At 64.9% G+C, this 13,271-nt stretch carries 11 protein-coding genes; all 11 read right to left on the bottom strand.

Annotated features, from left to right (window positions below; all coding sequences use genetic code 11):
- Window positions 1-17: 17 nt before the first annotated feature.
- The 11 genes from purF to asd all read right to left on the bottom strand — a co-directional run bounded on the left by purF (window position 18) and on the right by asd (window position 13,248).
- Window positions 18-1,541, bottom strand: coding sequence for an amidophosphoribosyltransferase (gene purF, locus GO615_RS00795; RefSeq protein WP_169125131.1), 1,524 nt, complete (start codon window positions 1,539-1,541; stop codon window positions 18-20).
- 10 nt (window positions 1,542-1,551) lie between these two features.
- A complete protein-coding gene (locus tag GO615_RS00790) occupies window positions 1,552-2,043 on the bottom strand; it encodes a CvpA family protein (protein ID WP_169125130.1) in 492 nt (163 codons plus the stop codon).
- A 19-nt stretch (window positions 2,044-2,062) separates the two neighbouring features.
- Complete coding sequence (locus GO615_RS00785; RefSeq protein WP_169125129.1) at window positions 2,063-2,764, bottom strand: SPOR domain-containing protein; 702 nt, start codon at window positions 2,762-2,764, stop codon at window positions 2,063-2,065.
- 8 nt (window positions 2,765-2,772) lie between these two features.
- Window positions 2,773-4,050, bottom strand: coding sequence for a bifunctional tetrahydrofolate synthase/dihydrofolate synthase (folC, locus tag GO615_RS00780; RefSeq protein ID WP_169125128.1), 1,278 nt, complete (start codon window positions 4,048-4,050; stop codon window positions 2,773-2,775).
- A gap of 15 nt (window positions 4,051-4,065) precedes the next feature.
- Window positions 4,066-4,935 (bottom strand): acetyl-CoA carboxylase, carboxyltransferase subunit beta, encoded by an 870-nt coding sequence (accD, locus tag GO615_RS00775; RefSeq protein ID WP_169125127.1) that lies wholly within the window; start codon window positions 4,933-4,935, stop codon window positions 4,066-4,068.
- The gene (trpA, locus tag GO615_RS00770; protein ID WP_169125126.1) at window positions 4,932-5,747 is read right to left on the bottom strand and encodes a tryptophan synthase subunit alpha; all 816 of its coding nucleotides are present in this window, start codon (window positions 5,745-5,747) and stop codon (window positions 4,932-4,934) included. Before trpA ends, accD begins: the two co-directional genes overlap by 4 nt.
- A 41-nt stretch (window positions 5,748-5,788) precedes the next feature.
- On the bottom strand, window positions 5,789-7,000 hold the full coding sequence (gene trpB / locus GO615_RS00765; RefSeq protein ID WP_169125125.1) for a tryptophan synthase subunit beta: 1,212 nt from the start codon (window positions 6,998-7,000) through the stop codon (window positions 5,789-5,791).
- The gene (locus GO615_RS00760) at window positions 6,987-7,610 is read right to left on the bottom strand and encodes a phosphoribosylanthranilate isomerase (RefSeq protein WP_169125124.1); all 624 of its coding nucleotides are present in this window, start codon (window positions 7,608-7,610) and stop codon (window positions 6,987-6,989) included. The genes trpB and GO615_RS00760 overlap by 14 nt, the downstream gene beginning before the upstream one ends.
- The gene (gene truA / locus GO615_RS00755; protein ID WP_169125123.1) at window positions 7,611-8,405 is read right to left on the bottom strand and encodes a tRNA pseudouridine(38-40) synthase TruA; all 795 of its coding nucleotides are present in this window, start codon (window positions 8,403-8,405) and stop codon (window positions 7,611-7,613) included.
- The gene (locus tag GO615_RS29640; RefSeq protein WP_422614270.1) at window positions 8,402-11,875 is read right to left on the bottom strand and encodes a FimV/HubP family polar landmark protein; all 3,474 of its coding nucleotides are present in this window, start codon (window positions 11,873-11,875) and stop codon (window positions 8,402-8,404) included. Before GO615_RS29640 ends, truA begins: the two co-directional genes overlap by 4 nt.
- A 239-nt stretch (window positions 11,876-12,114) precedes the next feature.
- The gene (asd, locus tag GO615_RS00740; protein ID WP_169125121.1) at window positions 12,115-13,248 is read right to left on the bottom strand and encodes an aspartate-semialdehyde dehydrogenase; all 1,134 of its coding nucleotides are present in this window, start codon (window positions 13,246-13,248) and stop codon (window positions 12,115-12,117) included.
- Window positions 13,249-13,271 lie beyond the last annotated feature (23 nt).

The raw sequence follows: 13,271 nt of genomic DNA, 5'->3' as shown, positions 1-13,271 counted from the left end.
CCGCTCGGTCGTTCTGCTCAGTTGTCCTGATTTGCCACCAGGTTCAGGTCGAGCTGGCCGCCTTCACCGTCGTCGCCCGATTTACTCTCGCCGCGCTGGTTCTCGACACCGTTCAGGTACTCGGGAGTGATGTCGCCAGTGACGTAGCAGCCGTCGAAACAGGAGGTCTCGAAGAACTTGATGGCAGGATTGACCGCGCGCACGGCAGCCTTGAGATCGTCGATGTCCTGGTAGATCAGTCCATCCGCGCCGATCACGCGGCAAATCTCGTCCTCGTTGCGGTCAGCAGCGATAAGTTCGGCGCGGGTCGGCATGTCGATACCATAAACGTTGGCATAGCGGACCGGAGGCGCAGCCGACGCGAGATACACCTTCACGGCGCCCGCATCACGGGCCATCGTGACGATCTCGCGGCTCGTGGTGCCGCGAACGATCGAATCGTCGACCAGCAGAACCTTCTTGCCCCTGAACTCCTGCGGGATGGTGTTGAGCTTCTGGCGCACCGACTTACGCCGGGTGGCCTGGCCGGGCATGATGAAGGTGCGCCCGATATAGCGGTTCTTGACGAAGCCTTCGCGATAAGGGAGACCCAGTCGGTGCGCCATCTCCATCGCAGCGGGGCGGCTGGAGTCCGGGATGGGGATCACCACGTCGATATCGGCGTGGGGCACCACGCGCTTGAGCTTGTCGGCGAGGAACTCGCCCATCTTCACGCGCGACTCGTATACCGACACTCCGTCGATCACCGAGTCGGGACGCGCCAGATAGACGAACTCGAACATGCAGGGCGCTTCGACGGTCCGTTCGGCGCACTGGCGGCTACGGAAATTGCCTTCGGTATCGATGAGGATCGCTTCACCGGGCGCCACGTCGCGCAATGTCTTGAATCCGAGCACATCCATCGCGACCGACTCGGAGGCCACGAGCCACTCATGACCGCCGTCGACGTCATTGCGCCCCACGACCAGGGGTCGTATGCCATACGGATCACGGAAGGCCAGCAGGCCGAAACCCGCGATCATCACGACGACCGCGTACGCGCCACGACAGCGGCGATGCACGCCCGCCACGGCGCGAAAGACTGCGTCTTCGTCGAGCTTGAAGCCCTTGGCTGCAGCCTGCAGCTCGTGCGCGAGCACGTTCAGCAGCACCTCCGAGTCGGAGTTGGTGTTGATGTGACGCAGATCCGACAGGAACATCTCGCGCTTCAGTTCCTCGGAATTCGTCAGATTGCCGTTGTGGGCCAACAGCAGGCCGAACGGCGAATTCACATAGAACGGCTGCGCTTCGGCGGGATTGCATGCCGAGCCTGCGGTCGGGTAGCGGACGTGGCCGATACCCCAGTTGCCGACCAGATTGCGCATGTTGCGGGTGCGGAACACATCACGCACGAGCCCAGGCCCCTTGTGCATGAGGAAGCGCCCGCCCTCCGACGTCGCGATGCCTGCCGCATCCTGTCCGCGGTGCTGCAGCACCTGCAGGCCGTCATAGAGCAACTGATTGACCGGGGATTTCGCAACGACCCCAATGATTCCGCACATGGAATAGCACCTATCTGAATCGAATCTTTGTGGCCACCACATCGGGCAGCCACGGTTTGGCAGCAATCACCGCCGTCTCCAGCGGTGGAGCGAACATTGCGTTCGACCACCACGGTTCGCGCGCAATCCCGATCAGGCCGCCCAGCAGCACCACCGCGAGGGCGATGGCGACACCGCGGGCGACGCCGAACAGCGCGCCGAACACCCGGTCGGCGGTACCCAGCCCCACCGCCTTGAGCAGTTCGCGCAGCAAGAAACGCAACAAGGCTGCAAGCATCAACACCGCGACGAAGATCAGCGCAAATGCGGCGATCTGGCGCCAGGCGGGATCGAGAATCATGTCGGCGAGCAGCACCGCCGCGTCGCCCGCATAGCGCCAGGCCGCGAAGAGCGCAACCGCCCACGCGAGCAACGCGATCACTTCGCTCACCAAACCGCGCCACATGCCGACCGCCGCCGACAAAGCGAGAACGGCAAGGAATACGTAATCGAATACCGTCATCGAAGGAGTCGGCTCGCGCTCATTTCGGCACGACCGAACCGCTCAATCCACTCGCCCGCACGCGCTGGGCGGCTTTGTCGGCGTCGTCGCGCCCACCAAACGGCCCGATCCGCACGCGCGTCATCGCCCCAACCTTCTCAGTGTAGGCTGCAAAGCCCCTTCTCTTGAGGTCCGCCGCAATGGAAGCGGCCTTGGCTCCATCACCGAAGGCACCGATCTGGACGACGAAACTGTTTCCCGCAGCGGGCGCGGAAGGTAGCGCCGCTTTGCCGTCGAGAATCGCCTGGGCGCGGGCGCTGTCGGATATCGTGTTCGTTGGAGCCGGTGCAAGGGCGGACTTCGACGGCTCGACCGCCGCCGATGTCGCGGGGCCGCCCTTGGGGGCGCCCTCCTGCGTTGGGGCAGGGCGTGGCGGAGACGGTACGTTCGTCGCGATTTCCTGCCGCGGCGCCTCTGAGGAGGCAGGGGTGGGCGGCTGCTCCTCGGGTGGAGGCGCGAGCTGCGGCTCGGGATCGCGTGTCGGGCGGCCGGCAATCGGGCGCGACAACGCATTGTCGGCCTCACGGTCGGGAATCGTGACCTGAATATCCTGCGCCGGAGCGCTCGGCTCCTGGTCCATCACCATGGGGAGGACGATGGCGGCGAGCAGCGCCAAGGCAGCGGCCCCAACCAAGCGACGCCTGGCGCGCTTCTTGAGTTCGACGTTGTCGCTATCGGTCACGCGGAGCCTCAATGACGCGCGGCGCGGGCTGCTGCCAGCACATCCGCGACTGTCAGGAATGAGCCAAAGGCTACGATTCTATCACCCTCGCCAGCAGATTTCCGGGCAGCCTCATAGCCCTCCGCGGGGCTTGCGAAACGCCGAATGTCACCACGCACCCCGACGCTGCGCAGCCGCTCTTCGAGCCGCTCGGCGCTGAGCCCGCGAGCCCCGGGGAGACTGACGAGCATCCAGTGATCGATGCGCTCCTGGATTAGCGTCACCACGCCTTCGACGTCCTTGTCCGCGAGCATGCCCAAGACAGCCCAGGTCTCCGGGAAAAAACCCATGTTCGACAGGTTTTCCGACAGCACGCCCGCGGCTTGAGGATTGTGCGCGACGTCGAGCACTATCGAAGGCTTTCCCGGCAGCACCTGGAAGCGGCCGGGTAGCTCCACGAGCATCAGACCCTGGCGCACAGCCTGCATCGACACGGGGATCCGCTGTCGCAGGGTTTCCAGTGCCATCAGCACCGCCGAGGCATTCAGCAGCTGATTGGCACCGCGCAGCGCGGGATAGGCAAGACCGCCGCGGCGGGCGGAGCCCTTGCTCCACCACGCCCACTGCGTGCGGTCACCGCTGTATCCGAAATCCTCGCCGACGAGCTTCAGGTCGGCGCCGATCGCACGCGCATGGTCGACCAAGGTGGCGGGAACCATCGGATCGGAGCAGATCGCCGGGCGGCCGGCGCGGAAAATGCCGGCCTTCTCGAAGCCGATCTTCTCGCGCGTGTCGCCCAGCCAGTCCATATGGTCCATTGCGATGCCGGTCACGATGGCACAGTCGGGGTCGATCGCATTGACCGCATCGAGGCGCCCGCCGAGGCCGACCTCGAGGATGACCACGTCGAGCGGCTCGCGGCAGAATGCCCACCAGGCGGCGAGCGTGCCCTGTTCGAAATAGGTCAGCGGGGTGTCTCCGCGCGCCACCTCGACGGCACGAAAGGCATCCACCAGGACGCGGTCCTCAAGCTCGCGTCCGTCGATGCGCACGCGCTCGTTGTAGCGCAACAGATGGGGCGAGGTGTAGCAGCCGACACGATAGCCGGCGGCGAGCAGGATCGCCTCGAGCATCGCGCAGGTCGAGCCCTTGCCGTTGGTACCGCCGACGGTGATCACCACGGCGTCGCTGCGCACGGCGAGCGCATCGCGCGCGCGCGAGACGCGATCCAGGCCAAGCTGAATCTGCGCCGCATGGCGGCTTTCGAGCAACTCGAGCCAGCCGCTCAGGGTATCGGGAAGTTGCATGAAGCGGAACGGAAATCAGACGCCGATTGCGGGTTGGCGGGTCAAGAGAGTCAGAATTTCGGCAACCTTCGAGCGCATCTCTCGCCGATCGACGATCATGTCGATCGCGCCTTTTTCCAACAGGAATTCGGAGCGCTGGAAGCCTTCCGGCAGGGTTTCCCGCACGGTCTGCTCAATCACGCGCGGGCCGGCAAAACCGATCAGCGCGCCGGGCTCGGCGATCACCACGTCACCCATGAAGGCGAAGCTCGCCGACACGCCGCCCATCGTCGGGTCGGTGAGGATGGTGAGAAACGGCAGCTTGCGCTCGGCAAGTTGCGTGATCGCGGCCGTCGTCTTCGCCATCTGCATGAGCGAAAAGAGCCCCTCCTGCATACGCGCCCCACCTGTGGCGGTGATGCAGATGAAGGGCAGGCGCTGCTCGAGAGCCGCCTTCGCGCCGCGCACGAAGCGCTCGCCGACCACGGAACCCATCGATCCGCCAAGAAACTCGAACTCGAAGCAGGCAACCACGACCGGCACCGTCAGGATGGCCCCCTGCATCACGACCATGGCATCGGCTTCGCCGGTGTCGTCGTTGGCCGCCGACAAGCGCTCCGTGTAGCGCCGCGAGTCCTTGAATTTCAGCGGATCCACCGGCACGACCTCATTGCCGATCTCGAAGCGCCCTTCCGCATCGAGCAGCATGTCAAGCCGGGCACGCGCACGCAGGCGTTGATGGTGGCCGCACTTCGGACACACGCTCTGATTGCTTTCAAGATCGGAACGGTAGAGCACGGCCTCGCAGGCCGGGCACTTGCTCCAAAGACCTTCCGGAATCGATTTGCGCGCAGCGCTCTCTGCGCGCTTGATCTTGGGCGGCAGCAGTTTCTGAAGCCAACTCATCGCGGAGCTCCTTGGATCTGGTCGAGCGCGGCACGCACTCCTTCAACGAAGTTCTTTACCCGCGCTACGGCCTGATCGCGGGGGCTGTTCTCGATCTCCTCGATGATGCGACTGCCGATCACCACCGCGTCGGCCACCTCGCCGATGCGGCGGGCCGATTCGGCATCGCGGATGCCGAATCCCACGCCAACCGGCATGCCGACACCCTGGCGGATCTGCGGCATGCGCGCTGCGACGTCGTTGAAATCGAGTGCGCCCGAGCCGGTCACTCCTTTGAGCGATACGTAGTAGATGTAGCCGCTGCCGATCGTCGCGACTTCCCGGATGCGCTGCTCGGTGGAAGTCGGCGCGAGCAGGAAGATCGGATCCATGCCGCCCGCCTTGAGCGTGCGTGCAAACGCTTCGCACTCCTCCGGCGGGTAGTCGACGACAAGGGCCCCGTCCACCCCGGCTGCGCCGGCTGCGGCGACGAAACGCTCGACGCCCATGGCCTCGATCGGATTCGCATAGCCCATGAGGACGACCGGGGTGCTGGCGTTCGTCGTGCGGAACTCGGACACCAGCGCGAGCACCTTGCGCAGGCTCATTCCGTTGATGAGCGCACGCTCCGAAGCGCGCTGGATAGTCGGGCCGTCCGCCATCGGGTCGGAGAACGGAACACCCAGTTCGATGATGTCTGCCCCGCCTTCAACGAGCGCATGCATCAGCGGCACGGTGAGTTCGGGAGCGGGATCGCCTGCGGTGATGAAGGGGATCAGAGCCCGCCGCCCGGAGGCTTGCAGGCTCTGAAAAACTGACTGGATTCTGGACATAAGCGGTATCGGGATGCGCGGGCCGTCAATGGCCCGCGGAGTCAGAACTGGATGCCGGATTTTTCGGCGACGGTGTGCATGTCCTTGTCGCCACGACCGGAGAGATTGACCAGCAGGATCTTGTCGCGCGGCAGGGTCGGTGCCAGCTTCGCAGCATACGCGATGGCGTGGGACGACTCGAGCGCAGGAATGATGCCTTCGAGGTGGCACAGATTGTGGAATGCAGCCAGCGCCTCCTCGTCGGTAACCCCGACATATTCGGCGCGATCGCTGTCCTTGAGCCAGGCATGCTCCGGCCCAACCCCGGGATAGTCGAGACCCGCCGATATCGAGTGCGTCTCGATGATCTGGCCATCCTCGCTCTGCAGCAGGTAGGTGCGGTTTCCGTGCAGCACGCCCGGGGTGCCGCCGGTGAGACTGGCCGAGTGACGCCCGGAGTCCAAGCCCTCGCCGTAAGCCTCCACTCCAATCAGCCTGACCCCGGGGACATCGATGTAAGGGTAGAAGATACCCATCGCATTCGATCCGCCGCCGACGCAGGCGATCACGTAATCGGGCTGGCGACCGGTCATTTCCGGCATCTGCACGAGGCATTCCGCTCCGATCACCGCCTGGAAATCGCGCACCATCATCGGGTAGGGATGAGGACCGGCAACCGTGCCGATGATGTAGAAGGTGTTATGGATGTTCGTGACCCAATCGCGCATCGCCTCGTTGAGGGCGTCCTTCAGCGTCCTGGAGCCGGACTCCACTGGAACGACCTTCGCCCCGAGGAGCTTCATGCGATACACGTTGGCGGCCTGGCGCTTGACGTCCTCGGCCCCCATGTACACCACGCACTCCATGCCGTAGCGCGCAGCCACGGTCGCCGTGGCGACACCGTGCTGCCCCGCCCCGGTCTCCGCGATCACCCGCGGCTTGCCCATGTAGCGCGCAACGAGCGCCTGGCCGATGCAGTTGTTCACCTTGTGCGCGCCGGTATGATTCAGATCCTCGCGCTTGAGATAGATCTGCGCACCGCCGAGCGAATCCGACATGCGCTTCGCGTGGTAGATGGGGCTCGGCCGACCGACGTAATGCTTGAGCTCGTATTCGAACTCGGCCATGAACGCCGGGTTGTTCCGGCATGCCTCGTAGGCAGCGTTGAGCTCGTCAAGCGCGGGAATCAGCGTCTCGGCAACAAAGACGCCACCGTACGGCCCGAAATGGCCGCGCGAATCAGGAAACCGGTATGGCTTGTCAGCCGTCTGCATTGCGTACTCCAGCGACGAACGCGGCAATCCGCGCCGCATCCTTGATACCCTTTCCCGATTCCACGCCGCTGGACACATCGACAGCCCACGGTCTTACGCGGCGGACTGCCTCGGCGACGTTGTCGGGATCCAGACCACCGGAAAGGATCAGCGGTCGCCCGAGGCGCTCGGGAATCAGGGACCAATCGAATACCTTGCCTCCGCCGCCATAGCCGTCGACGAACGCATCGAGCAGCAATCCGGAAGCGGACGGGTGGGAAGCGGAGAATTCTACCAGATCGATCCCGGGGCGCACTCGCGCAGCCTTGATCCAGGGACGACCGAACGCCGCGCACTGGGCCTCGCTCTCGTCGCCGTGAAACTGCAGGAGTTGCAAGGGCACCTGAGCAAGCGCCTGCCGCACGTATGCAGGATCGGGATTCACGAACAGGCCCACCGTGGTGACGAAGGGTGGCACCAGCGCTGCCAGCTCCGCGGCACGCTCGAACGCGACAAAACGCGGACTCGGTGGATAGAAAACCAGTCCGATCGCATCCGCGCCAGCCTCGACGGCAGCGAGCACGTCTTCGGCGCGGGTCAGGCCGCAGATCTTGATTCGGGTTCTGGACACTCAGACGAAAGGGATACGCGGGAGCGCGATGATACGCCCTTCATCAGGCAGCGGCCAGTGCGACGGGTACTCGACACCGGCGAGATACAACCCATCGGGAGTGAATGTCATCGCCGCCCGGCTGCGGTCGCACGACTGCAGCACTTCCGCCATCCACCCCGCAGGGAAATGCCCCTTGCCGACATACAGCAGCGACCCGACGAGGTTACGCACCATGTGGTGCAGGAAGGCATTCGCCCAGAAATCGAAGACGATGTAGTCGCCGTCGCGCCTGACCTCGGCCTCGTGCATGAGCTTTATCGGCGACTTCGCCTGGCAGCCCGCAGCGCGGAAGGCCGAAAAGTCGTGCCAGCCGATGAGCGAACGCGCCGCCTCCGCCATCGCGGATTCATCGAGCGGGGGGTGAAACCAGCCCACGCGACCGGCAAGGAGAGCCGGCCGTACCGGCGAGTTGTACAGGATGTAGCGGTAACGGCGCGAGACGGCGCAGAAGCGTGCATGAAAATCGTCGGCAACTTCCACCGCCCAGCGTACCGAAACCGGGCCCTTCAACCTCGCATTCGTGCCGCGAACCCAACTGTAGGGTTCGCGCACGGAGGGCGTGTCGAAATGCACCACCTGCGCTGTCGCGTGAACGCCCGCATCGGTCCGCCCGGCGCAGTGGAGCCGTACCGGATGACCGGCCATCCCGGAAAGTGCCGCCTCGAGATGATCCTGCACGGTCCGCCCGTGGGATTGGCTTTGCCAGCCCTGAAATGCATCGCCGGCATATTCGACACCAAGTGCGATTCTCATCGCGCCACTCCGAACCACAGCACTGCCACGACAAACATCGCGAGCAGGAGTGTCCATTCCCGCCACGCCAAAAGCTCGCGCGCAAATACGATCTTCTCGGTACCGTTGCCGCCGCTACCATCGCTGGTCAACCACTCGCGCCAGGAGGCCGGAGGCGCCGACTCGACATAGCGCAGGACAAGCATGAGGCGCACTGCGAGTCGCTCGGTGGGGAGCCCTACCCGCCCGAGCGGGCTCAACAGGGCATGCAGCCCGCCGACCAGTCGCGACACCGGAAGCCCCTCCATCAACACAGCCACGCACAAAACGACCGCGATCAGCCGCCCGACATGCTCGGCAGCCAATGTCACACCTTCGCGACTCGGACTGAGCCCCGGGAACCCGGACAACAGAGCCTCGCCGGGCGTGAATCCGGCGAACAACACGAGTATCGCAAGAATCAGGAAGCGCACGCGCCGTAGCAGCTTGAGGCTACGCGATGGCGCCAGCCACCACCCCGCGAGCGCACAGAATGCAAGCGCTACGGCCAAAGCCGGCGGCGACAGGAACTGCAGGACGACGACACACGCCATCCATAATGCGATCAGAAATCCGGAGTGCATGAAAATGAACGGGCCGCCTTGCGGCGGCCCCACGACATCCGCGCAGAAGCAAATTCGGCCGTCAGCCGAGTCGCTGAGCCAGACGAGCCGCCGCCTCCCGCTGTTCGGCCGATCCCTCGCGCAACACCTCCTCGACAAGCTCCCTTGCCCCCTCGGTGTCACCCATTTCCTCATAGGCGCGCGCGAGCTCCAGCTTCGTGTGACCTCTTCGATCACGTCCGCATCGGCCGCCAGCCCACCAGCCGACGCCGCAGCAGCGTCGCCGGCGTCCATCGCTGCGGCTCCGGATGCCAGTGAGGTCGCCTCGAGGTTCAGGTCGATTCCTGCGAGATCGAGCGCCGGCGGCGTCGCCGCCGCCTGGTTCGCCCCGCCGTCGAGGTTGAAGTCGAAATCCAGCAGGCTGCTGTCAAAAGACGTCTTTTCGAGATCCTCTGCTGTCCCCGAGCCACCCGCCGCTGGCGCCCCTTCCGGAGAGATCATGGTCTGATCAAGGCTGACTTCGCCAACCGCCGGCGCCGCAGCAACATCCAACTCCGAAGCCAGATCGAATTCGAGCGCCTGGTCCGCGGCAGCAAAATCCATCCCCTGACCGATCACGGTGGCAAGCATCGGATCGGCCACAGGCGTCGCGACCGGCTCATGTTTGGAAACCTGCTCGGCAACGCCCCCTACGTCAAGATCGAAGGAAGGAGCCTCCTCGCGCATTTGCGCAGCCTCGACGGACGGAACGGCATCGATCTGAGGCATCGGCGTCTCTGCAGTCGCGGCGTCACTACCGAAATCGAGCCCGGCATCGAGATCGAAGTCGAGCGCACCCGCATCCACTTCCGGCAAGGCTTCGATACCGGCATCACCCGGCATCTCGGTCGGCACGGGCTCGCGAGTGGGCGAGGCGGGCGTCTCGAACGATGCAGCAGGAGCGGAGCCTGAATCGCCTCCATGGACGCCTGCAGTCGCAAGGCTGGCGACGGCAGCGGCACCTGCGACGAGCCCGGCGGTCGGGATCCCCCCGCCAGCCGTAGCACGATAAAGGGGATTCTCGGGATCGAGGCGGCGTCCCATCTCGGCGGCCTTGTCCCAATCCCCCCCTTCGCCGCCGGTCCGTGAGTAGAGATCAGTCGCAGTGTTTTCGAACGCCTTGAGGTTCTTGCGCTGGGCGTAGATCTCCAACAGCTTGACGTAGATCGCCATCCTCGAGGCATCGGTCTTCAGGGCGTCGAGCAGGATCTCTTCAGCCTGCGCGTCGCGCCCGTAGGCCATATACACATCGGCTTCGGCGACAGGATCGACGCCCTCATCGGTGTCGATGGCCGACAGCCCGGACTGACTGAAATCGGTATGCAGTACGCTGCTCTCGCCGGTATTGACGCTCTGCCCACCGGTTGCCCCGAAAACCGAATTGGTCGGCGGCGGGAATTCGCTCGCAATGGATTCGACCGCGTGCCCCGCATCCTGCTTGCGGCGCTGACGCGCCTTGATGCCGGCATAGGCCAGAAGCAGCGCGAGAATCCCCCCGCCTCCAGCCAATACGGCCGGATCGCCGAGCAGCCCCTGGACGAAGCCGGGCTCCTCGACCGGCTCGGGCGCGGGCTTCGGTGCAGGCGCCGGCTTGGGAGTCGCCACGGGAGCGGGCGCTTCCTCCTTGGCCGGCGCGGCCTGCTGCGGCTCGGCGGCCAACGGCTGTTGCGAGGGCGCCGCCGGCGCGGCGGCAGGCTCCTGCGCCGGTGCCGGTGCCGGTGCCGAGCTTGCCTGCTGCTGCAACTGCGCCATGCTTTCGCTGCGCAGGTTCAGCAACTCCTGCATCTGTTTGACACTGGCCTCCAGGGCGGCGACTCGCTCGTTCGCCTCCTGCAGCGCCTTGTCGCGCGCAACGAGCTCTTCCTCAAGCGCCTGCAGCCGGGCGAGACGGGCGCTGTCGGCGCCCTTCGCTGCACCTTGCTCGGCTGGTGCACCGGAAACCTTGACCTGATCACCGGCGGCCGGTCGCGCGGGTTCGTCGACCTTCGGCACGATCGTGCCGGCATCGCTGCGCGACGGAGCCGACTCCGGGGCGGCCGGCCGCGCGGCGACGGCTCCGGCGAGCTTCCTGCGATAGGCGGCAAAATCGGCGGACTGCGCCTGGACTTCACGACGCGCCTGGACGGGATCGATCTCGCGAACGCGCGCATCGGACGGAACCGTCACAATCGAACCGGTGCGCAGGCGGTTGATGTTATTTCCTTCAAATGCGTCGGGGTTTTCGCGAAACAGGGCGATCAGCATCTGATCGAGGCTCGCGCCCTCGGGTCGGTTCGCCTCGGCGATGCGGTGCAGCGTATCGCCCTTCTTGATCTCATGGCGCTCGCCACCGGCCGTCTGGGCGACCGCCGGCGCTGGGCTCACCGCCGGCGTCTTGCGCTGGGCTGACGTTGCCGGAGCCCCAAGCGGCGCAGCAACCGGAGCTGCCCCACGCCCGACGGCAGGCGCGGCAGGCCCCGCTGGCACGGGGTCGAGCAGGAAGGTGTATTCGCGCACCAACCGTCCGGAGGCCCAGTTCAGTTCGATGAGGAGATCGACGAACGGATCGTTGAACGGCCGGTCGCTGGTAATCTTGACCACGGAGCGGCTGCCCCTGCGCTCGACCGCGAAGCGAAGCCCGGAAATTGCAACGGTATATTGAAGGCTGGCCTGACGGAAGGCTTCGGGGGGAGCGACGCGCGCCGAAAGCGACTGCAGCTCCTCATTGCTCGCGTTCAGCTCCACCTCTGCCCTGAGCGGCTGTCCGATACCGCTGAAAACATGGATCGAACCGAGTCCTGCGGCATTGCTGCCAAAGGGGAGCATGGCGATCGCCGTCGCGATCAGGGAGGCCTTGATCGATGTTTTCATCATTGTCTTATCATCCGCACCCTAGTCTGGGTACCAAACTGCGTGGAATATGGACGTCGCGGACGCAGCCGGGCATCCGTCATGCCCCGGCAATCTAACATTTTGTTTAAGTCTTGGCAGCAATTCTTTAATTGCGCAGACTATTTTCCACGGCATGAACGCCGCCATCCTGCCTCGAGGACCGCGGCATAGGACATCGGAAACGGCTGAACGACCGCCGTTTCCTCATGTCATGGCGATCAACGATCGAGAAGGATGCGCAGCATGCGACGCAGGGGTTCGGCGGCCCCCCACAGCAGCTGGTCGCCGACGGTGAAGGCGCCGAGGTACTCCGGCCCCATCGCCATCTTGTGCAGACGCCCGACCGGAACGGCAAGGGTGCCGGTGACGGCCGCCGGGGTCAGTTCGCGCTCGGTAATCTCGCGCTCGTTCGGCACGACCTTCACCCAGTCGTTTGCATTCGCGATGATGTCGCTAAGCTCGTCGAGTGGCACGTCCTTGCGCAGCTTTATCGTGAGCCCCTGCGAGTGGCAGCGCATCGCGCCGATGCGCACGCACAGCCCGTCGATGGGGATGCTGCCGGGGCTGCGGAATGCGGGGCGGCCCAGGATTTTGTTGCACTCGGCGCCACCCTTCCATTCTTCCTTCGACTGTCCGTTATCGACGGGCACGTCGATCCACGGGATCAGGCTGCCCGCCAGTGCGGCGCCGCGGAAGTTTTTCACCGGGAAATCGGCGGAGCGCATGGTCGCAGCGACCTTGCGGTCGATGTCGAGGATCGCCGACGCGGGATCTGCGAGTTCCGCCTTCACGGCGTCGTGCAGGGCGCCCATCTGGGCGAGCAGCTCGCGCATGTTCTGTGCGCCAGCGCCAGAGGCGGCCTGGTAGGTCATCGCTGAGACCCACTCGACGAGGTCGTGCCTGAACAGGCCACCGAGGCCCATCAGCATCAGGGAGACGGTGCAGTTACCGCCAATCCAGTCACGACCGCCCTTCACGAGCGAATCCTTGATCACGTTCATGTTGACCGGATCCAGGATGATCACCGCATTGTCTTCCATGCGCAGCGCGCTCGCGGCGTCGATCCAGTGTCCCTTCCAGCCCGCTGCGCGCAACTGCGGATAGACGGCCTTGGTGTAGTCGCCGCCCTGGCAGGTAATCACGATGTCCATCTGCTTGAGCATGTCGATGTTCGACGCGTCCTGCAGCGGCAGCGCTGCTTCCTTGCCACCGAAGGCAGGCGCCTTGCCGCCCGCGGCGGACGTCGAGAAATACACCGGCTCGATGTGGGCGAAGTCGCCCTCCTCGACCATGCGCTGCATCAGCACGGAACCGACCATGCCACGCCAACCGACCAGACCAACCTTGTTCATTTGCTATACCTCGAATTGCCAAA

It is taken from the genome of Aromatoleum evansii (genome assembly GCF_012910805.1).
In the GTDB taxonomy this organism is placed as follows: Bacteria; Pseudomonadota; Gammaproteobacteria; order Burkholderiales; family Rhodocyclaceae; genus Aromatoleum; species Aromatoleum evansii.
This window is presented reverse-complemented; position numbering and strand designations above follow the sequence as displayed.